General features: G+C 39.2%; 20 protein-coding genes. 3 read left to right on the forward strand and 17 right to left on the reverse strand.

Annotated features, from left to right (window positions below; genetic code table 11):
- Positions 1 to 23: 23 nt before the first annotated feature.
- Positions 24 to 1,139, reverse strand: a complete 1,116-nt coding sequence (gene dprA / locus LZZ90_RS02235; protein ID WP_237789049.1) for a DNA-processing protein DprA — start codon at positions 1,137 to 1,139, stop codon at positions 24 to 26.
- Positions 1,140 to 1,394: 255 nt separating this feature from the next.
- Here dprA and LZZ90_RS02240 point away from each other — a divergent pair, with 255 nt between their 5' ends.
- Together LZZ90_RS02240 and LZZ90_RS02245 are read left to right on the forward strand one after the other, a co-directional pair.
- Positions 1,395 to 2,333, forward strand: a complete 939-nt coding sequence (locus tag LZZ90_RS02240) for an SPOR domain-containing protein (protein WP_237789050.1) — start codon at positions 1,395 to 1,397, stop codon at positions 2,331 to 2,333.
- Positions 2,334 to 2,403: 70 nt separating this feature from the next.
- Positions 2,404 to 2,919 (forward strand): acyl-CoA thioesterase, encoded by a 516-nt coding sequence (locus tag LZZ90_RS02245; RefSeq protein ID WP_237789051.1) that lies wholly within the window; start codon positions 2,404 to 2,406, stop codon positions 2,917 to 2,919.
- Positions 2,920 to 2,967: 48 nt separating this feature from the next.
- Here the strand turns inward: LZZ90_RS02245 and LZZ90_RS02250 are convergent, their stop codons facing one another.
- The 7 genes from LZZ90_RS02250 to LZZ90_RS02280 all read right to left on the reverse strand — a co-directional run bounded on the left by LZZ90_RS02250 (position 2,968) and on the right by LZZ90_RS02280 (position 9,926).
- Positions 2,968 to 4,209, reverse strand: a complete 1,242-nt coding sequence (locus tag LZZ90_RS02250) for a murein hydrolase activator EnvC (protein ID WP_237789052.1) — start codon at positions 4,207 to 4,209, stop codon at positions 2,968 to 2,970.
- A gap of 20 nt (positions 4,210 to 4,229) precedes the next feature.
- Complete coding sequence (locus LZZ90_RS02255; protein ID WP_237789053.1) at positions 4,230 to 5,003, reverse strand: DUF4292 domain-containing protein; 774 nt, start codon at positions 5,001 to 5,003, stop codon at positions 4,230 to 4,232.
- Positions 5,003 to 6,358 carry a lipopolysaccharide assembly protein LapB gene (locus LZZ90_RS02260; protein WP_237789054.1) on the reverse strand — a complete coding sequence of 452 codons (1,356 nt, stop codon included), beginning with the start codon at positions 6,356 to 6,358 and terminating at the stop codon, positions 5,003 to 5,005. The genes LZZ90_RS02255 and LZZ90_RS02260 overlap by 1 nt, the downstream gene beginning before the upstream one ends.
- Before the next feature lie 4 nt (positions 6,359 to 6,362).
- Positions 6,363 to 7,373: a sugar phosphate nucleotidyltransferase gene (locus LZZ90_RS02265; protein ID WP_237789055.1), complete on the reverse strand. Its 1,011-nt coding sequence runs from the start codon at positions 7,371 to 7,373 to the stop codon at positions 6,363 to 6,365.
- Between the two features lie 83 nt (positions 7,374 to 7,456).
- Positions 7,457 to 7,891 (reverse strand): dUTP diphosphatase, encoded by a 435-nt coding sequence (gene dut, locus LZZ90_RS02270; RefSeq protein WP_237789056.1) that lies wholly within the window; start codon positions 7,889 to 7,891, stop codon positions 7,457 to 7,459.
- Positions 7,892 to 7,927: 36 nt separating this feature from the next.
- On the reverse strand, positions 7,928 to 9,403 hold the full coding sequence (locus LZZ90_RS02275; protein WP_237789057.1) for a lipopolysaccharide biosynthesis protein: 1,476 nt from the start codon (positions 9,401 to 9,403) through the stop codon (positions 7,928 to 7,930).
- Between the two features lie 64 nt (positions 9,404 to 9,467).
- Positions 9,468 to 9,926 (reverse strand): GNAT family N-acetyltransferase, encoded by a 459-nt coding sequence (locus tag LZZ90_RS02280; RefSeq protein ID WP_237789058.1) that lies wholly within the window; start codon positions 9,924 to 9,926, stop codon positions 9,468 to 9,470.
- 72 nt (positions 9,927 to 9,998) lie between these two features.
- On the opposite strand from LZZ90_RS02280, the gene LZZ90_RS02285 reads away from it, so the two are divergent.
- A complete protein-coding gene (locus LZZ90_RS02285; RefSeq protein WP_237789059.1) occupies positions 9,999 to 12,086 on the forward strand; it encodes a prolyl oligopeptidase family serine peptidase in 2,088 nt (695 codons plus the stop codon).
- Positions 12,087 to 12,135: 49 nt separating this feature from the next.
- Here LZZ90_RS02285 and atpG read toward each other — a convergent pair whose 3' ends face one another.
- From atpG to LZZ90_RS02330, 9 genes are all read right to left on the reverse strand, one after another.
- On the reverse strand, positions 12,136 to 12,993 hold the full coding sequence (gene atpG / locus LZZ90_RS02290; protein WP_237789060.1) for an ATP synthase F1 subunit gamma: 858 nt from the start codon (positions 12,991 to 12,993) through the stop codon (positions 12,136 to 12,138).
- Between the two features lie 72 nt (positions 12,994 to 13,065).
- Complete coding sequence (atpA, locus tag LZZ90_RS02295; RefSeq protein ID WP_237789061.1) at positions 13,066 to 14,640, reverse strand: F0F1 ATP synthase subunit alpha; 1,575 nt, start codon at positions 14,638 to 14,640, stop codon at positions 13,066 to 13,068.
- Positions 14,641 to 14,679: 39 nt separating this feature from the next.
- Positions 14,680 to 15,207 carry an ATP synthase F1 subunit delta gene (atpH, locus tag LZZ90_RS02300; protein WP_237789062.1) on the reverse strand — a complete coding sequence of 176 codons (528 nt, stop codon included), beginning with the start codon at positions 15,205 to 15,207 and terminating at the stop codon, positions 14,680 to 14,682.
- Positions 15,208 to 15,213: 6 nt separating this feature from the next.
- On the reverse strand, positions 15,214 to 15,714 hold the full coding sequence (locus LZZ90_RS02305; protein WP_237789063.1) for a F0F1 ATP synthase subunit B: 501 nt from the start codon (positions 15,712 to 15,714) through the stop codon (positions 15,214 to 15,216).
- Between the two features lie 90 nt (positions 15,715 to 15,804).
- Entirely contained in the window at positions 15,805 to 16,002 is a 198-nt protein-coding gene (gene atpE / locus LZZ90_RS02310; protein ID WP_008465835.1) for an ATP synthase F0 subunit C, read from the reverse strand.
- A 34-nt stretch (positions 16,003 to 16,036) separates the two neighbouring features.
- Positions 16,037 to 17,248, reverse strand: a complete 1,212-nt coding sequence (gene atpB / locus LZZ90_RS02315) for a F0F1 ATP synthase subunit A (protein WP_237789064.1) — start codon at positions 17,246 to 17,248, stop codon at positions 16,037 to 16,039.
- 109 nt (positions 17,249 to 17,357) lie between these two features.
- Positions 17,358 to 17,765, reverse strand: coding sequence for a DUF6168 family protein (locus LZZ90_RS02320; RefSeq protein WP_237789065.1), 408 nt, complete (start codon positions 17,763 to 17,765; stop codon positions 17,358 to 17,360).
- Positions 17,765 to 17,989, reverse strand: a complete 225-nt coding sequence (locus LZZ90_RS02325) for an AtpZ/AtpI family protein (RefSeq protein WP_237789066.1) — start codon at positions 17,987 to 17,989, stop codon at positions 17,765 to 17,767. Before LZZ90_RS02325 ends, LZZ90_RS02320 begins: the two co-directional genes overlap by 1 nt.
- A gap of 10 nt (positions 17,990 to 17,999) precedes the next feature.
- Positions 18,000 to 20,678 (reverse strand): gliding motility protein, encoded by a 2,679-nt coding sequence (locus LZZ90_RS02330; protein WP_237789067.1) that lies wholly within the window; start codon positions 20,676 to 20,678, stop codon positions 18,000 to 18,002.
- Positions 20,679 to 20,821: the final 143 nt, after the last annotated feature.

Consider the following 20,821-nt stretch of genomic DNA (forward strand, 5'->3'; position numbering starts at 1 on the left):
CCATTGCGGAACGCTTTTTAATTTTATATCGCTTCAAAAAGTTTGCCCGGTAATGGGCGCACAATACCTTTCATTTCGAGATTAAACAATATGGTTGCCATTTTATAAACTGGAATATGGTTTTTTAAAGCGATTAGGTCCAGCATTTCTTTTCCGTTTTGTTGCAGATACTCATAAACTTTTTGCTCTTCCGGTTCTAGCGAAACAAAAAGCTGCTTTTGCACAGTAGAAGTCTTGTTCGCATCACCAACTTTCTGCAGCTGCCAACCCAACATATAAATTAAATCTGAAGCCGATTCCAGTAAATGGGCACGCTGTGTTTTAATCAGTGCATTGCAACCCTGACTGAATTTGTCGGTACTTCTTCCCGGCACGGCAAAAACTTCACGATTATAATCGTTGGCCATGGTCGCGGTGATTAACGAGCCTCCTTTTTCGGCACTTTCAATAACGATGGTTGCTTCCGAAATTCCAGCTACTATACGGTTTCGCTTTACAAAATTTTCCCGTTCGGGATTGGACGAGCTCCAAAATTCCGTGAGAAAACCACCATTTTGTTCCATTTTTGGAATGTACTTCTTGTGCGTTTTCGGATAAATTTGGTTCAAACCGTGCGCCAAAACACCGATGGTTTGCAAACCACAGTCTATTGCGGCCTGATGGGCAACAATGTCCACCCCGTAGGCAAAACCACTCACAATTGTCGGTTCAAAGACAGAAAGCTCTTCAATGAGTTTACGAGTGAAATCGATTCCGTAACCCGTTATTTGTCTGGTACCGACTATGGAGATTATTTTTTTTGTTTCGGTTGAAAAATTTCCTGATTTGAAAAGAATTGTTGGCGCGTCAATACAGTGTTTAAGTCGTTCCGGATAAGATGAATCCTGATAATAATCGAAGGCGATCTTATGCTGTTCTATAAAATCCAGTTCGGTTTGGGCTAAACTGAAAACGGTTTTGTTCTGTAGTTTTTGATAAAGTTTCTCTCCAACACCGTCTATGGTGAGAAGCTGCTTCTTTTTGGCAGCAAAAACTTTTTCGGCGGAACCGCAGTGGTTGATGAGTTTTTTGGCAACGATGTCGCCTACTCCTTCGACTTTCAGTAAAGCCAACGTGTAAAATAAATCGGATGTGGTCATGGCGTAGAATAAAATTCAAAGAAACTCATTTTTTATAAAATTTGAAATAAAAAGATTACAAAAATTAAAATGATTTCCAAAATAGCCCCGGTTGCAGTGGAAATCCTCCCTTAGGAGATTGCAACGAAAAACGGGAAAAGAGAAGCCAAAAAAACCTAAACCATTCGCTCCTAATCACTTAAACAATATTCAGATTGTTAATAAAATTTGTTGATAATTTTTGGAGGTGGCTATTGAATAATTAAATTTGTAGCTATGAAGATTGAAAACCACATCTCCGCTTTATTATATCGCTATCAGTGCGTTACCGTACCTGGTTTCGGTGCGTTTTTAACGGAAATCCAATCATCCCAGCTGCTTTCGGATTCCAACACGTTTTTCCCACCGAAAAAAGTAGTGTCGTTCAATCCGCACTTAAAAAACAACGACGGTTTGCTGGCCAATCACGTGGCGTTACAGGAAAAGATTTCCTATGACCAAGCGGTTTCCGCCATTCAAAACGAAGTTGCGCTTTGGGTTGAACAGTTGCAACGTAAAGAAGTTTTGGTATTAAAAAACATTGGCGACATTTCGGTAAATTCCGAGTGGAACTGGGTTTTTGAACCAATCAGCGCTGTAAATTATCTGGCAGATGCTTTCGGATTAAGCACGGTGGTTTCTCCTGCTGTAAAACGCGAAGTGTTCAAAGCTCAAGTAGAAGAACTGGAAGAAAAAGCACCGATTGTTTTCACACCGGAGCGTAAGAAAAACTATTCGTTCCTGAAATACGCAGCAGTAATCGTAATGGCATTCGGAGTGGGAGGCGCTGCTTATAAAGTACAGTACGACCAACAAATTTCTCAAGAAAACCTAATGGTGGAGAAAGCCGTTCAGGAAAAAGTACAACACAAACTACAAGAGGCTACGTTTTTTATAGAAAGTCCGCTGCCGGCAGTTACCTTAAACATTAAGGAAAACGCAAAAAAACCGTATCATGTGGTTGCAGGCTCGTTCCGTAATCAGGCTAATGCCGATAAAATTTTCAACGAACTGAAAGCTTTGGGGTATGAACCTATCCGTTTGGAACAGAATCAGTTTGGATTGTATCCGGTACTGTACGGAAGTTTCGCCAGTTATACCGAAGCACAGAATAAAATGAAAGAAATTCAAAAGACGCACAATAAAGAAGCCTGGGTGCTGATCAAAGAACTATAAAATTACGAAATCCTCATTTTTTGAGGATTTTTTTATTTCATAATTGCTAACTTTGCAAAAAACAAACACAATGCAAGAGAAATTCCCATCTGATTCCCTTACCACCTTAACCGATTTGGTCCTGCCGGGAGAAACCAATCCTTTAAACAATCTTTTTGGAGGTGAATTGTTAGCGCGTATTGACCGTGCCGCCAGTATTACAGCCAGAAGGCATTCGAGAAGAATTTGTGTTACGGCCTCGGTGAACCATGTGGCATTTAACCGCGCCATTCCTTTGGGAGCGGTAGTTACCATTGAGGCGAAAGTATCCCGAACCTTTACCAGTTCGATGGAAATCGTGATTGATGTATGGACCGAAGACCGCGAATCCGGAATTAAAAACAGCGCCGGAACCGCCATCTATACTTTTGTAGCAGTAGACGATACCGGAAACCCTGTTCCTGTTCCTGCAGTGGTTCCGCAAACCGAAGAAGAACAAAAACGTTTTGAAGCGGCTTTGCGCAGAAAACAATTAAGCTTAATCTTGGCGGGAAAAATGAAACCTTCTGAGGCTACAGAACTTAAAGCACTCTTTGCGGGAGAATAAATAAAGTTATCACATAAAAAAAGCGTTCATTTTCTGAACGCTTTTTTATTACATATTGTTGATCCAACTCTGTGGATTAAGTGTAGTTGTGTTTTGCAGTACTAAAAATTTCATAACCGCTTTACCGGAAGAATTGGTATGAATCCTCCCTAAGTTTTGCTTGGCAGAAACCTTATCGCCTTTCCCAACATTTACGCTCGATAAGTTCAGATATACTGTAATATAATCCCCATGCTGAACATATACTGCTTTATTGTTGGCAGAAATCACCTGAACCTGAAGCACCGTTCCGTTAAATACCGCTCTGGCATTGGATCCTGGTTCGGTAGTAATCTCTACCCCACTGTTATGCACGGTTAAATCTGGATAAGCCGGGTGAGGCTGGTCTCCATAACCTAAAGAAACGAATCCTTTTTCTACCGGCCAAGGCAAACGACCGCGGCTTGCTTTGAAATTGTCAGCCAATTCTTTTCCTTCGGTTGTTAAGACAAAACGAGCGGATTCATCTGAAGAAGTTTTAGCAATGGTTTTCCCTGAAGCTTTGGTTTGACGGTTGGCCGCAGCAATCGCCTCACGAATCATGCGTTGGATTTGCGCATCAATTCTTCGGGACTCGGCCTGCATTTTCTTGATTTCACCGGCATATTTTTTCTTGTCCTTCTGAACCACTTTTGCCAAACGTTGCTGTTCGGCCTTATCTTTTTCGTATTCCTTTTTCTCTTTTTCGCTTTCGGCAATTACCTTTTCCTTTTCTTTTTTCTTGACTTCCAGTTTTCCGGTTGCTGTAACCAATTGCCCTGATTTTATTTTGATCTCATCACCTTGCATTTTTCTAAAACTGGCATATTGCTTCATATACTGCATACGCTTATACGCCTGAAGAAAATTTTGAGAAGACAGCACAAACATAATGCGGCTCTGTTCGGAGCGGCTTTTGTACGACTTCACAATCATGTTGGAATAATCTTTTTTAAGTTCGTCAAGCTCTCGTTTGAGCTTGTTGATTTCCAACTGCTTCAGATAAATATCATCGGATAGCAAACGTTTTTGTTTTGAAGTAGTATTGATCAAACGTTCACTCAATCGAATTTTTGCGTTTTGTTGGGAAATCTGACCCAAAATATTTTTTTCTTTCTTTTTTTCTGCCTGCAACAACTGCTGCATCTCGCGGATTTCTTTCTGAATCTGAGCTTTGCGTTCTTCCAACTGGCGCTGCTTATCGTCTCCATTTTGCGCTAAGGCAACGGTAGCGGTACAAAAGAAAAGTATCGTGAGAAGTATTTTATGCATGTTTTATTTTTTTGGCGAATTTAATCAATAAAAATTTGTTCGAACCCTTCCGGCACATTATACGAAAAAGACAGGTCTTCATTTATTGCAAACGAATTGTACACAATCTGAATTGTGGTTTTGTGCTCCTGAAACGCCTCAATTAAAATTTCCATCGGAAGAATCCCTTTTCCGGAATCTTTATGAGCCGGGTAAGCAATTTCGATGGAGCGGGTTTGGCTGTCTTCTTTTTGAGACAGGGTTTCTTTTTTCAGCAGGAAATTACCTTCCTCAAACAAAAACTCTTTTTGAATGGCCTCGGTTTTTTTAGTAGACAACTTGTGCAGGTTGTTTTCAATGCTCTCAATAAATTGACCTTGAGTTAAATCATCAATAGCCTGACCCAAAAACAGATTCTGAACTTTCTGGTAATCCAAATCGGTTCCCAGCCAATTGCTTAGCACCTTATAATTTCCTTCAAAATACTTTCCGTTGATTTTTTCGTAATAGCTTACCTTATCCGGTGTAATCAAGGCTTTGGCCATGGTAATCCCGAAGAAACGAACGATTACCAAAATCTTTTCGTCTTTCTTGATCCGTATTTCAGCCGTAACGTTCTGCGTTTGTTTATCGTCTTGATAACGGGCACTTGCCTTGAAGTTTATGGTTTCAAAGTTTTTTTTGTTTGCATAATGTCCACTAATGATTTTGGACACCGCCACGGTTTCGGAAGCCGTTTGTTCCGATACTATTGCTTGTTTTGATTTACACGACACTAAAAAAAGTACGCTAAAGACGACAAGAAATTTTCGCATTATTGTTTTTTTTGTTTGAGCAGCTGTTCTGCTTTTAAAAAATATTTTTCTTTGTTTTTGGTGTCGCCCAATCCGTGGTAGGCTTCTCCCATCTGAATGGCAAAATTAACTTCCAATTCAAAATCATCTACCACAAAATCCATTCCCGAATTTAAAAAGACAAGTGCTTTTTTGAAGTTTTTTAGCTGATTTTGTGCCAAACCTGCAAAGTAATACAATCTTGCGTGCGTAGGAAACAACTCCAAATAATTTTCCGCTTTTTTACCTACAACGTCAAACTGCCCTTTTTCCGTATATGCCTGAAGCAAAAGTTCTATGGCGCTAATGTCGTCTTTATGTGTAGCAACGCTTTTTTCAAAATAGACAATCGCCAAATCCACTTTCTTCTTGTTCAGGAAAAACACACCAACTTCTTTGGCCACATTGATGGTTCCATCGTCTCCTAAAAATTCCACCGCCTGGCTTAATTCTTTTTGAAACGTATTGGTATTGTTCACAAAAATCAGGAATTCGTTTAAAATACGATGTTTGATCTTCGCATCAATTTTTCTGCTTTTCAACACTTGGAACATCGTCTCGGAAGCTTTTTCCCCATTGCGGTTGTTCAGGTGAAATTTGAACAGACTCACTTGTGCCCAATCCGAATTTGGAATTTCTTTCTCAAGGCGTTTGGCCACTTCCAGTGCTTTTTCCTCCTGATTGCTTTCCGAATACAGATAAATAAGCTGGATGTAATTTTGCTCGTCTTTCGGATTTTTACGGATGGCTTCTTCCAACTGGTCTTTTTGCGGTTTTTTATAACGCGTTTCACTGGTAATCTGCATTTTGTACAATTCCAAAGTACTGCTAATCCCAATGGTTTGTTCCATCTCTTCAATCAGCGCTAACGCTTTGTCGTACTGTTGGGTATACATATAGAGCGACACCAAATCTTCCTGGTATTTTTTGTCGAATTCGATGAGTTTCTGCACCACTTCTATAGCGCGGTTGAAGTCTTTGGTGTCGTAAAAGACATCGTAAAGACCGCTCCAGTACCAACGCTCTTTCGGGTTAAGTTCCACCGCTTTTTTGAAGGCTTTTTCAGCTTCAGAATAATTGCGCAGCGAGAGGTGATTTTTTCCCAATTCGTTGTAAAGCGCAGGATTAGCAGGTTGCGTTTGGATGCATTGCTGAATTTCGTCGATCGCTTTGTCGTAGTTTTCGATGGCGCGTTGCTTCAACGATTCATAAAAATGGTTCTCAAAGGCATCGTTTTTCAAAGCAATATCATCCGGATTGACCTGCGCGCCGATCTGCATCGGAAAACAGCACAATCCCAACAAAAGAAAACGGATGATATACTTGTTGCCTTTCATAAATCTATTCTAAAACGGAATAATCCCCAATACTGATACTCTGGAATTCCCCATCAAACGACGCGTGGTTTCCAATCATTGAATTGTCCAATTTTGCATTTTTGATATGGGCGTGGGTTTGCACCAAACTGTTTTCAATCTTGGTGTTAGTCAAATGTGTAGCTTTTCCTAAAGATACATTAGGCCCAACTATTGAGTTAATCAACACTACGTCCTCCCCAATAAAACAAGGTGGAATGATGGTTGAATTTTCAATGCGTACCGAATCGGAAACCAAATTTTCTCCGTCCTTGTGAAGGAAATTCAGCATTCGGGAATTGGTTTCCACTGTAACGTTTTTATTTCCGCAGTCCATCCACTCGTCTACTTTACCCGGAACGAATTTCAGTCCTTTTTGTTTCATGTTTTCCAAACCGTCCGTTAGTTGGTATTCGCCACCTTTCACCACATTGTTGTCTAACAAGTATTGCAATTCGGCACGTAGAGTTTCCCCGCTTTTGAAATAGTAAATTCCGATGATAGCCAAATCCGACACAAAATCTTTTGGTTTTTCCACGAAATCTACAATCTGGTTGTTCTCATTAAGCTGGACCACTCCAAAGGCGCTTGGGTCTTCCACCTGTTTCACCCAGATCACACTGTCGGCAGTAATATCCAAAGTGAAATCGGCACGGAAAAGCGTATCGGCATAAGCCACCACAATCGGACCACTCATACTTTCCTTGGCACACATAATAGCGTGCGCCGTTCCCAAGGCTTCATTTTGATAATAAATCGTTCCTTTTGAACCTAACTTTTCTGCAATAGCAATAAGGTCATTTTCAACCGCCTTCCCAAAACTTTCGTGTATGATGAAAGCAATTTCTTCAATGTCCTGATTGATTACTCCTGCGATATCTTCCACCAAACGGTGTACGATCGGTTTTCCGGCAATCGGAATTAATGGTTTTGGAACCGTTAACGTATGTGGACGAAGGCGCGAACCACGTCCGGCCATAGGTACTATAATCTTCATATTGTTTTATTAAAAGATTGAAAGATTAAATAATTAAAAAATTCACATAAATCTTTAAATCATTCAATCTTTAAATTATTAAATTATTTCACTCCGGTACTTCCGAAGCCACCCTCACCTCGGGAAGTTTCGGAAAGTTCAAAAGTTTCTTGCCATTGGGCTCTTTCGTGTTTGGCAATCACCAATTGAGCAATGCGCTCTCCGTTTTCCACCACAAAAGGCTCGTTAGATAAATTTACTAAAATTACCCCGATTTCCCCTCGATAATCTGCATCGACTGTTCCCGGAGAATTTAAAACGGTAATTCCTTTTTTGAAAGCCAAACCGCTTCTCGGGCGTACTTGCGCTTCATAACCAATAGGTAACTCGATAAAAAGACCTGTTTTTACTAATGCTCTTTCTAAAGGTTTTAAGGTAATGGGTTCGGAAATATTGGCGCGCAAATCCATACCGGCTGAAGCGTTCGTTTCATAACTAGGCAGCGGATGCTCAGATTTATTGATGATTTTGATTGTCATTGTCGGTAAAATTTATAAAGTCTAAAAGTAAAAAAATTAAGCCACTTTTCTTCGTAGAATGCGCAGTAAAGTTTCTTTTTCATTGTAATAAATGAAATAACTGAAAAGCAGCAGAGCAGCAATTCCGAAAATATAGCTTTCGCGGAATAATTCAACATAAAACGAAAGCCCTGCCAAGATCGTGGAAAGCAGCAAATACCCAAAAATTCGTTTTTTATCGTAAGGAATCGGATAGTATTTGTTTCCTAAAAAATAAGAAATTGCCATCATGGAGCCATATGCCGCCAGAGTTGCAACTGCGGACCCCATATAACTGAATTTCGGTATCAGTAAAAAGTTTAACACTAAAGTAACCACTGCTCCAAAAACAGAAATATAAGCGCCAATTTTGGTCTTGTCAATGAGTTTGTACCATACGGATAAATTCGTGTAAATTCCTAAAAAGAAATTCGCCAAAATAATTAGTGGAACTACTTTCATCGCGTCCCAATAATCATCGTTAGGTACCAATACCTGTTTAATCAAATCTGCAAAGACTACCACCCCAAGAAAAATGAGCGAACCGAAAATCACAAAATACTTGGTAACCGTGGCGTAGGTTTGCGGTGCGTTGTCATTGCCGGCATGACTGAAAAAGAAAGGTTCAATCCCTAACGTGTACGCCGTTCGGAACAACACCATAAACAAACCGATTTTATAACAGGCAGCATAAGCCCCAACCTCTGCTTTGGCAATGTTTTCCGGTAATAAATTGTCCAGCAGAATTTTGTCAAAATGTTCATTCACCCCGAAAGCCAATCCGGCAAAAAGAACCGGAAGCCCATATACGAGCATTTGCTTCCAAAGTGAAAAATCAAACTTCCATTTCAAGGTGAAATACTCCGGAACAAACACCAGGAGCGTAGCCAAACTCGCCAGCAAATTCGCCACAAAAACATAGCCTACTTGAAAATCGGGAATGTAAAGGCTTTCGAAAAAACCTTCCGGATCGGCATGGGCCAGTTTGGGCAGAAAGATTAAAAAGAAAATGTTCAAGCCTAAATTAATCAAGACATTTCCAATTTTGATCGCCGCGTATTTCATCGGTCGCTGGAAGGCTCGTAGTTTACAAAACGGAATGGCAACCAGGGCATCTAAGACCAAAATCCAAATCGTGTAAGTGATGTATTGGGAATCAATATTCAAAAAAGCGGCAAGACTGTTTTTGAAAAGTAAGGCCAATCCTAAAAATGACAAAGAAGTCCAGAAAACCGAAAGAGTCGTGGTTTGGATAACGTTCTGCTTGTTTTCCTCTTTATTGTAAAAACGGAAAAACGCCGTTTCCATTCCATACGAAAGCAGTACATTGAAAAAGACCATATACGAAAAAACCACCGTTACTTCACCAAATTCGCTTTTATTGGGCAAATATTTTACGTAAAGCGGGTTGAGCAAAAAACTGATCATACGCGGAAGCACCGTGGCGATTCCATAAATAAAAGTTTGTTTGAAAAGATTTTTATATAAACTCAAAGTGTTTTGTTTTGACTTGTGCTAAGCAAAAATAAGGATTCTGATGGTTTTTTGGCAACGAATCTCAGGTTAAACCTTCGGGATCGAGAATTTTTACAAAGTGGAAGCCCTTCGGACCATACCCCTGATTGTAGTAAAAACGATGCGCATCGAAATTTGTTGTGAAAGCATCCAATACTATATTAGTGCAATTCAGCTTTTTTGCCTTTTCTTCGATGAAATCCGTGAGCAATTTTCCAATTCCGTTGGAACGGTATTCCCGGTCTACAATAAAATTATCAATTTCCAGGTACTTTCCGCTCCAGAGTTTGGTGGAAGACCAGCATCCGGTAAGCCCTAAACATCGGCCTTGTTTGAAAACTGCTATCTGAGTGTAATCCTTGGGAATCATTTCCTTTAGAAAACAACGGTATTTTTCCTGAGTCATCTTCGGATACAATTGCTGCATCAGCTCCAATTGCTCCAGCATCTGCTCGAGTGTAGTCAGTTCACGAATTTCCATGTTGCTGTTGTTGGTTAGCATAAATGTAACCAAAAAAACAACAGCTCTGCAAAGGGATTGGTTTATATTTGCATAAATTTTCTTTCACTTTTTATGATCAAGCACATCTTAAATTTACTGTCTTTTTTAGTTTGTACAGTAATGCTCTCACAAAACTCGGTTTCTGTCCAAAAAAATACTGATACTTATCGCAAACACGACACCTTGATTTCCGATAAATACGCCTGGTTGGAAAATTACGAAGCTTCGGAAGTAAAAAATTGGGTACGCTCTGAAAATGAAAGCTTTCAAAACCATTATGAAATGGTTAAAAAAGACAATTCCAGTGCTTTTAAAATAAAAGAGTACAATTACTATTCATCAAACCCCATGCCTTCAAAAAAAGGACGTTACTTCTATTCTTTGTATATTGAAGACCGAAGCAAACCCGCATCGCTCTTTTACCGAAAAAGTTTAAATGATGATGCCGTTATGCTTTTTAATCCCTCAAAAGTTTATAAAAACAATACTGCTTTTGTAGCAAATTACCATCCATCGAAACATTCAAAATACGTTGCCTGCAAAATCAACACCAACGGAAGCGATGTGCATGAAGTAAAATTCGTAGACATTACCAACAATAAGATTTTAGAAGAAACTCTTTCTGAGGTCAAATATTCCGATATAGCCTGGAACGAGGACAAGGGTGTTTTTTATACCAAAACCAGCAATGAGCGTGTTTTCGATGTAGATTCAACCTATCAATTGTTTTACCATCAAATTGGAACCTCACAAATTAAGGACCGGTTAATTTTTGACACCACGGTTTCCGGAAATTATTTCTCCTACTATACCCAAGACAACAAACTCTACATCACGGAATCCACAAAAAATAAAGACAAAAACGCATACTATTTTACAAACCTAAACGACCCTGAGTTCAAAATCAATCGTTTTTTGGAGGATGAAGCCCCCGATTTTCAATTGTTAAAAATTCGTAACGGTAAAGTGTATTTTACAACGGATCAGTATGACTGGGGAAATATTCGGGTTTTTGATCTGGAAAACAGAACTTCTGAGCGTTCGCTTATTCCACAAATTTATACTCATTTGCTGGTCAATTCTTATTTTCTGGACGAGTACATTGTCTGCAAATACAAAACAATCGCAAAAAGCTACATGATTGTTTACGATTATACCGGAAAATTCATTCGGAAATTTGACATTCCTTTCAATATGGATTTCAAGGTTCGTTTCTACAATCCGGAAACCCAAGATTTATTTGTGATGTTCTATTCACGCACCATTGCGTATCAAAACTATCAATTAAACCTGCAAACCGGAGAAGCGAAACACTTTTTTAATGATTACATCAAACCCAAACCTACCGTATTTCCACTTAATTATTTTGAAACCAAAAGCATTACCTATAAAAATCGTGACAACAAAGAGGTGCCAATAACTATTATTCATAAAAAAGGAATCACTATGGACGGCAATAACCCAACCCTTTTGGAAGCTTATGGTGGTTTTGGAGTGGTTAGTGGGCCACAATACGATACCGGTTTACTGTATTTCCTTGAAAAAGGTGGTGTGTACGCTTTTGCTGAAATTCGTGGAGGAGGAGAACGCGGAAAAAAATGGCACATCGAAGGCCGGGGAAAAAAGAAAAAGAACACCTTTAATGATTTCATCGATGCAGCCGAGTTCCTGATCCGCGAAAAATATACTTCTCCGAATAAATTAGGAATTACAGGCGCTTCCCACGGTGGGTTGGTTGTTGGTGTGGCCATGACTCAACGACCGGAATTATTCAGGGTAGCCATTCCAAAGGTTGGAGTTTATGACATGGCAAAATTTAATTTATTCACGGTTGGGAATTATCATTTGGATGAATTTGGCGATCCACAGAAAAAAGAAGATTTCAAAGAGTTGCTTAGTTATTCTCCTTATCATAATATTAAGGAAACGGTTAATTACCCCATAACCTTGATCATTGCTTCGGAAAATGATAACCGTGTCACTCCTTTTCAATCCTATAAATTTGCGGCTGCATTGCAAAACCGTACAGCGCAAAAAAATCCCATCTATTTAAAAACAAATGAAGATGCCGGACATTACGGAAAAGTAGCTTCTTATAAAGATCAGATTTCGAGTGAAGCGCTTTTCTATGATTTTTTAATGTACCATTTAAGCCAATAAAAAAAGCGGAACCAATGTTCCGCTTTTTTTATTTTAACTATTTTATTTCTTAGTTGTTCAACGCCTCTGCTCCACCTACAATTTCCAAAATTTCTCCGGTAATTGCCGCCTGACGCGCTTTGTTGTACGTTAACTTCAATTGATTTCTCATTTCGGTTGCGTTGTCGGTTGCTTTGTGCATTGCCGTCATACGGGCACCATGCTCTGCTGCAAACGAATCACGGATTGCTTTATACAACTGTGTTTTTAACGATTTTGGAATCAACGTCAACACAATTTCCTCTTTTGAAGGTTCAAAAATATAATCCGATGAAGCTGCTTCTTTGCTTTGTATAGGAGCTAACGGTAAAAACTGCTCTGTAACTACATTTTGTGTAGCCGCATTTTTAAACTGATTGTAAACCAATTCAATTTTATCGTATTGTCCTTCTACAAATAAATTTGTTAAAGATTCTGCGATGTGTGCAACGTTCTCGAAAGTTAAATCATCAAAAATATCACTGCGGTTTGCCACCACAAAATTTGATTTGTGCAACGCATCGTTTGCTTTTTTACCTAAGGCAAAAATTCCAACGTTGTCGTTTCCATAGGTTTCCGTTAACGTTTTTACCTGCTTAAGCACATTGGAGTTGAAGGCACCACAAAGCCCACGGTTGGAAGTAATAGCAACCACTAATACTTTCTTCACTTCTCTTTGCTGCGTGTATTGTCCTGCAAAATCTCCTTCTAATGAAGCGCTCAGGTTTTGAATCAATTCCGTAAGTTTTTCGGCATAAGGGCGCATGGCTGTAATTGCATCTTGTGCTTTTTTCAGCTTGGCCGCAGAAACCATTTTCATCGCCGAGGTGATTTGCATCGTCGATGATACGGAGGTAATCCTGTTACGTATTTCCTTTAAGTTTGCCATTGTTCTTTTAAGTAATAGCGGACCGCAACCAGTGATTAGTTTTCGTTAACCACTGATTACCAATCACATTTATTAATATTTTGCAGAAACTTCTTTTGCTACTTTTTCTAAAACATCAGTGATGTTGTCATCGAATTTACCTGCTTTTAAAGCATCCAACGTATCTCTGTGTTTCGCTTTTAAGAAATCCAAGAAGTCTTTCTCGAATTCTTTCACTTTCTCAACCGGCACGTTTCTCAATAAGTTCTTCGTTCCAGCGTAGATAATTGCAACCTGATCTTCCACAGTAAACGGAGTATTTACCGACTGTTTCAAAATTTCCACGTTACGTTTACCTTTCTCGATTACGTTCATTGTAGCCGCATCCAAATCCGAACCGAATTTTGCGAACGCTTCCAATTCACGGAACTGCGCCTGGTCTAATTTTAACGTACCCGATACTTTTTTCATCGATTTGATTTGCGCGTTACCTCCAACACGAGATACCGAGATACCTACGTTGATCGCCGGACGAACCCCTGAGTTGAACAAGTCGGACTCTAAGAAGATCTGACCGTCGGTAATCGAAATTACGTTGGTTGGGATATACGCAGAAACGTCACCCGCTTGTGTTTCGATGATTGGCAACGCTGTTAACGAACCACCACCTCTAACGATTGGTTTTAACGATTCCGGTAAATCATTCATATTTTTAGCAATGCTGTCATCCGCGATAACTTTTGCAGCACGCTCTAATAATCTTGAGTGCAAGTAGAATACGTCTCCTGGGTAAGCCTCACGACCTGGTGGTCTTCTTAACAACAAAGACACCTCACGGTAAGCTACCGCTTGTTTAGATAAATCATCATAAACGATAAGTGCCGGACGACCTGTATCACGGAAGTACTCTCCGATAGCCGCACCAGCGAATGGAGCATATACCTGCATTGGAGCAGGGTCTGAAGCATTAGCAGCAACGATAACCGTATAAGCCATTGCTCCTTTTTCTTCTAATGTTTTAGCGATTCCAGCTACTGTAGACGCTTTTTGTCCAACAGCAACATAGATACAGAATACTGGTTTTCCAGCATCATAGAATTCTTTTTGGTTTAGGATGGTGTCGATACAAACCGTTGTTTTACCAGTTTGACGGTCACCAATTACAAGCTCACGCTGTCCACGACCTACAGGGATCATCGCATCTACTGATTTGATACCTGTTTGTAACGGTTCAGTTACCGGCTGACGGAAGATAACTCCCGGAGCTTTTCTCTCTAATGGCATTTCGTAAAGATCACCACCGATTGGTCCTTTACCGTCGATAGGGAAACCTAAGGTATCCACTACACGACCTACCATTTGCTCACCAACTTTTAAAGAAGCGATACGCTGTGTTCTCTTTACAGTTGAACCTTCTTTGATTCCTGTAGAAGGTCCTAATAATACAACCCCTACGTTATCTTCTTCTAAGTTCAATACAATAGCTTCCAACCCGTTTTCGAATTGTACTAACTCCCCGTATTGAGCATTAGACAAACCGTAAACACGAGCGATACCGTCACCCACCTGAAGAACTGTTCCCACTTCCTCTAAGGTAGCACCTGATTCAAAACCAGATAATTGTTTCTTTAATATTGCTGAAATTTCAGCAGCTTTAATCTCTGCCATTCTGTTTTATAATTTAAACACTTTTCAGTGTGGTAAATACTAATTTAAAAGTTCTCTTCTTAATGTCTGTAACTGACTTGCAATTGAAGCGTTGTACTGTTTGTCGCCGATTCTCAATACAAATCCTCCAATGATTGATTCATCCACGATGTTCTCAATAGTGATAGTTTTATTTGAAAATTCTTTGATTTTAGCCATTACTTTAGCTTCCAATTCCTGAGTGATAGGAAACGCTGTGGTTACTTTCGCCACTTCAACACCACTCATTTCATCAAACAACAAATTGTACTGAGATGCTACCGCAGGTAAAATCTCGAATCGTTTGTTTTCCAATAAAAGTTGGAACAAGCCTTTTGTTTCATGCTGTGCCGAAGCAAATATTTCGGATAAAGCAGAACTTTTTACCTCGCCCTTTACAGTTGGGTTGGTCAAAAATTCTCTCAACTCTGCGCTTTCAGCCACCGATGTAACGATAGATTTCATATCGTCGTTCACGTTAGTTGCCTTACCGTTTGAGTTTGCAATATCTAAAATTGCTTTTGCATATCTAATCGCTGCTCTTGACATATACGATTAATTTAATTTTACCTCGTCTAACATTTTCTCAACCAAAACCGTTTGAGAAGCTTTGTCAGAAAGTTCACCTTTCAATAATTTCTCAGCAATTTCCAAAGAAAGTCCTGAAACCTGAGTTTTCAATTCTGCCATAGCAGCATTTTTCTCGCTTTCGATGGTTGCTTTTGCCTGTGCAATCATTTTTGCACCTTGTACTTCCGCTTCAGATTTAGCATCGGCGATCATTTTTTCTTTGATTTCGCGCGCTTCTTTAAGCATCGTATCTCTTTCGGCACGAGCCTCGTCCAATAATCTTTGATTATCAGCCTTAAGGTTCATCATTTCTTTTTTAGCAGTTTCAGCAGAAGCGATAGCATCGCGAATACCTTCTTCTCTTGCTGTGATCGATTCCATGATTGGTTTCCAAGCAAATTTCACCAAAAGTAAAATAAGTACTAACAAGATGATTGCCTGCCAAAAGAACAATCCGAATGAAAAATCGTTAATTAATTTCTCCATTATAATGACTATAAAATGATTTAATTTTTTTCTAACTGATAAAACAACACCTGTAACCAACCGTTACAGGTATTGTTAAATTTCTCTTTATTATTTTCCTAAGATTAAAGCAGCAAATGCTAAACCTTCTAATAAAGCCGCGATGATGATCATCGCAGTTTGGATTTTTCCAGCAGCTTCTGGCTGACGAGCGATAGCGTCCATAGCCGAACCACCGATTTTACCTAAACCTAAACCAGCACCGATTACTACTAAACCTGCACCTACTAAAGTTGGAATAGTTCCCATAAGTATATATATAAAAAATTAAACTTCTAAATTATTAAACTAACGAATTATCTGTATAGTCATGTCCGTCATGGTGTTCATGCTCATCATGGTGATGATCCTGAACCGCCATTCCGATAAATAATGACGACAACATGGTAAAGATAAACGCCTGTAAGAACGCTACCAACAATTCAATTACCGAGATGAACAAGGTCAATCCAATTGAAATTGGCATATCGGATGCTAAATTTTTACCCACGAAAATCATCGCAATCAAGCTCATGATTACTACGTGACCCGCAGTAATGTTTGCAAATAAACGAATTAATAATGCGAAAGGCTTGGTTAATGTTCCTAAAATTTCAATTGGAGCCAAAATGATTTTCATCGGCACCGGTACGCCTGGCATCCAGAAAATGTGTCCCCAATAATCTTTGTTTGCACTAAATTGTGTAATGATATAGGTGAAAATTGCCAAACAAACGGTTACCGCAATGTTTCCTGTAACGTTGATTCCGATTGGTGTCATCCCTAAAAGGTTCAACAACCAGATAAAGAAAAACACAGTCAATAAATACCCCATGAATTTTCTATACTTCTTCTCTCCGATGTTCGGGATTGCTACTTCATCTCTAATGAAAAGGATAAGCGGCTCTAGTATTCTTCCGAAACCTGTTGGAACCGGTCCTTTTTTGTATGATTTAGCTAAGCTGGTAAACATGAACAACAACATCGCAGCCACAATCAACATGGAAAACACGTTTTTCGTAATTGAAAAATCTAGTGGTTTCACATTGGTTGGGTGGTGGTGCTCATCAAAAGTAATGGTTCCAGCCGCATCGGTTTTGTAGATTTTACCGTGCTCTAATTTATAATAGTTTCCGTCTACTTCCGCCACTGCTTCTCCGTGGTGTAATTTGGAAGAAGAGAATATTTTCAAACCGTTGTCCCATAAGATAACCGGCAACGAGAAACCATAATGTTTCCCTTCTTTCTCGTCAGAGAAGAAAGTAAAATCGTGAGAATCCTGAAGGTGGTGCTCGATAAACGCTGCAACTTTTTCTTTCTTTTCCTCTTCCGGAGTTAATGCTTTTACTTCGTGTCCTGCCTCTGCGTGAGCAGTTTCCGCAGTAGCGTGCACCTCATGAGCCGCTTCGGTTTTTACTTGCGTTGAATCCGTCGTAGGATTTGCCATTGCAACAAAAGAAAGCAATCCTACAAAAGTTGCCAACATAAATCTTACAGGTTGTTTAGAAATCACCATACCTTATTAAATATCTTAATTTTTACGGTCTTTAAATTTGGTGCAAAGGTACATTTTAAATTAATATCTCAAGACACCTGAACAGATTTTTTAATGCATTTGTGAATATTTATTCGCTTTGTTTTGTATCGTTCAAAAGTTTTGAAGTAAAAACTACTTCTATTGCTAAAAACAAAACGAAAATCATAAAAAAGTTGATTTTTTCCCAATCGGCTCCAGCTCCGTCTTTTTCTAAAACCGGCAGCAATACAAGATAACACAAAGCTAATTTAATGCTACTCACCAACAGAAAAACATAGCCCAGCTGATCCCGATGCTTGTCTTTCATCTTAATTAGGATGCCTAAAACAAGAACTGAAGTGCTTATAAAAAACAAGTAAAGCTCAAAAATGGAATAATGAAATGCTTGAAAAACTTCTTTGGGAAGCAAATATTCCAAGATCAAAAAATTCAAAAAGGCAAGTGGTAAAGCAATGAATACTACTTTAAGAAGGAGTGCATATTTTTTACGCTGCATTATTTGGAACGGTTTAAATCGTTTACCTGACGGATTACATTATAAAGAGCCACAAAAACCCCAAACAAGGTAAGTCCCTTTACATAGAGATCATTAGGGTTTGGGTATTTTTCATCCAACCAGGTGCCCAGCCAGGAAAAAGCAAAAATAATTAACCCCATCTGAAAAGGGATGTTGATTAACGCCATCCATTTATTGTTAGGTCTTTTATCCTGCTGCTCCATAATCAATTCTTTATTTAACCACAGCTAAATACTGTTCCAAAAGCTTCTTGATTTGCACCACTTTATAATCTTCGGTAGAAATTACAAAAGCGGGTTCCGAAACCTTATATCCTTTAAAGTCTTTTAAAACACTAATGGTGGACTGAGCTCCTTCTTTATTGCTGAAACCGTGAATAACCACTAAACTTTTATCCATAGTATAGACGTCATTGGAGAGGAAAATTTCCTTACTGTCGCGGTCCTTTACATATTTTTGAAGCTTAGTTAATAAGGTTTTCACCTTAGCGTCATTATCGTTCGGAAACGGGATTTGATACACGATTTTCCAACTTGACGGTGCAGCACCCAAGGCCATTTGTTCCAATTTAGGTAAATCGTTTTTCACGATAGCATCAGCTCTTTTTCCTTCGTCGATGTTCGGATAATTGTGAGCAATCTCCAAAAGTGTCTTTTTGTATTCCTCCAAACCTTTAAGACGTCCCAGAATATTGGCGCGTAAGAATTCGAATTTAGGAGCGGTTTCATCTCCTGAAAAACCTGGAAGCAACGCCTCTACTTGTTTTAAGGTTTCTTGATAATTTCCTTTTTGGTATTCCTTATACAAAGTATTGAAAACCGTTTGCGGATTGTCTAGTGTTTTGGCAATTTCAGAATTCGGATTAGCCAACACCTGAGCATAATGGCTTCCCGGATAATTGGTGATGATGTCCTGTTTCAGCGCTTCGGCTTTGGCAGGATTAATGATTTCGTAGATTTTGTACAAATTGTATTTCGCCGGAAGCAGCAAACGTTCTTCCGGTTGACTTACCAAGAGTTTTTCAAGTTTGGATGCCGCCAATTCGTATTCTTTGAACTTTTCCTTATAAATGGTTCCCAATTGGAAATAGGCAAAATTGCGGTCGCGCGCCAAACTGTCCAATACTTTTGAATCCGTTGGGAGTTGTTTCAGGTAAAAATCAACCGAATATTCCTGTTTTTCGGTTTTAATCACAGGGTTTTCATCCACTTTCACCACTTCGTCTGGTGTTTCTGTGTCGTCCGACTGGTCTTTGGTAGAACTTGAAGACCAGCGCCAATTGTCTTTCATGGCTCTAGTACCCCATTTCTTCTTAAACTCGGTTTTTCCGTAGGCAACAGTTGTCGGATTATAAAAATAGAAATTGCTTTGTACCTCTACTCCTTGTGCCTGCGTAGACACATTGTCTTTTACAGGAGCCTGAATTTGAATTTCTTTTTTTCCAACCCCTTTAACAGAGCTCATATCGTCCATCAAATCAGGATTAAGCCCTGGAGGCATGCCTTTACCTCCTTGTGGTTGGATCTGCTGCTGGGATTGCTGCTGTAGCTGTTGCGCTTTTTTAGCCTCTTCCAATGCTTTTTTTTCATCGGCAATTTTTAGTTGGGCAATGTGTGCTTCATAGAAATTTCTACGATCGTTCTCATTCATGGCCACCACTTTCAAAATACTGTCGTTGGCTTGTACAATTCCTTCGTATTTGATTACATCCGCCAAATTCTCGCGTTTCTTTTTAATTGAAATAAATTCACGGGATTTCGCATTAAGATGGGTTAAAGTACTATCGTAGTACATACCCGCTGTCTTATATTTTGCCTCCTTAAAATAAAGTTCTCCAAGATTACGATAGTTGGAAGCTGTTAGGTATTGATCCTGAACTCCGGAACGCAACGATTTATTATAGTATTTTTTAGCTTTGTCTTTAAGTTGTTGCTTATCATAAAATACGGCCATTTGGTGATTCAACACATCCAGATACGGTCTGTTTTCACGGTCTTTTAGTAAGTCTCTGAATTTTTCTGTAAACTGAAGCGTATCACCTGACTTATAATCAAACTGCTGTGCTTGTTTTGCATGGGCCCAAACCACATAACGACGCGGTGCTTTTCGTTTCATGTCGATAACATTCTGAAACTCGGTATAAGCACTGTCTTTGTAGTTTAAACTTTCATACAGTTGACCTAAGATGAAATGATAACGGGCCTTTTCTTCTTTATGATCGGTAAGGTCGCGTGCAATTTTAAGTTTGGCAATTGCGGTATCTTTTACATTGGTATTTAGATATGCCTGTGCCAGAATCGCGTTGGCATCGGCTTTAACCTGACCTTTTAACTTATTCTCTTTAAGAAGTTTTTTTAAATTTTTGATGGCCTGAACATCATTCTCCAAACGAATATTGGTTTTTTCCCTCCAAACCTTGGCCTCATAAATTTTATCACTGTTGGAATATTTATACAAAATGTAGTTGAAGGCTTCTAAGGCGGGAAGAAAACGATTATCGTAATAACGGGCTTTACCTAAAAGCAAATGCGCCTCGTCCATTTGTGGGTTTTTCTCGCCTCCTTCAATGTACATGGCGTGCTTTTGAATTGCCTTAACCGCTTTGGTTTCGGCACGTTCAAAATTGGAATTTTTAGCTTGACCCGGGAGCATTGCTTCGCTTTTTTCCTGCATACGCTCCACTGGTAAGATGTCCCAGAAATTATCCTTGTAGGTAACTTTTAAATCCTCTACCCCTTTATCAAAGGCAACCTGACCGTTATACAATACGTTGTACTCGGTGGTTACGGCGTGAAAATTTCTATTGACAAACGAATTCCTTTTGGTTGAACAGGCGATCAGAAAAACAACAGCTGCAACACTCAGAACATATTTTTTATAATTGGCTTTCAATGTAAAACGCTTTTATCCTTTAACTTAAAAACTTCCTTTTTGGTATAAAGTAATGGGTAAAAATACGTTTCTTTTTGATATGTAAGAAATTTGAAGGGAAAAATCGGCAGGAAGTAAAAAAAATCCCCTGAAATTTCAAGGGA

The sequence above is a fragment of the Flavobacterium sp. SM15 genome, from assembly GCF_022012335.1.
GTDB lineage: Bacteria > Bacteroidota > Bacteroidia > Flavobacteriales > Flavobacteriaceae > Flavobacterium.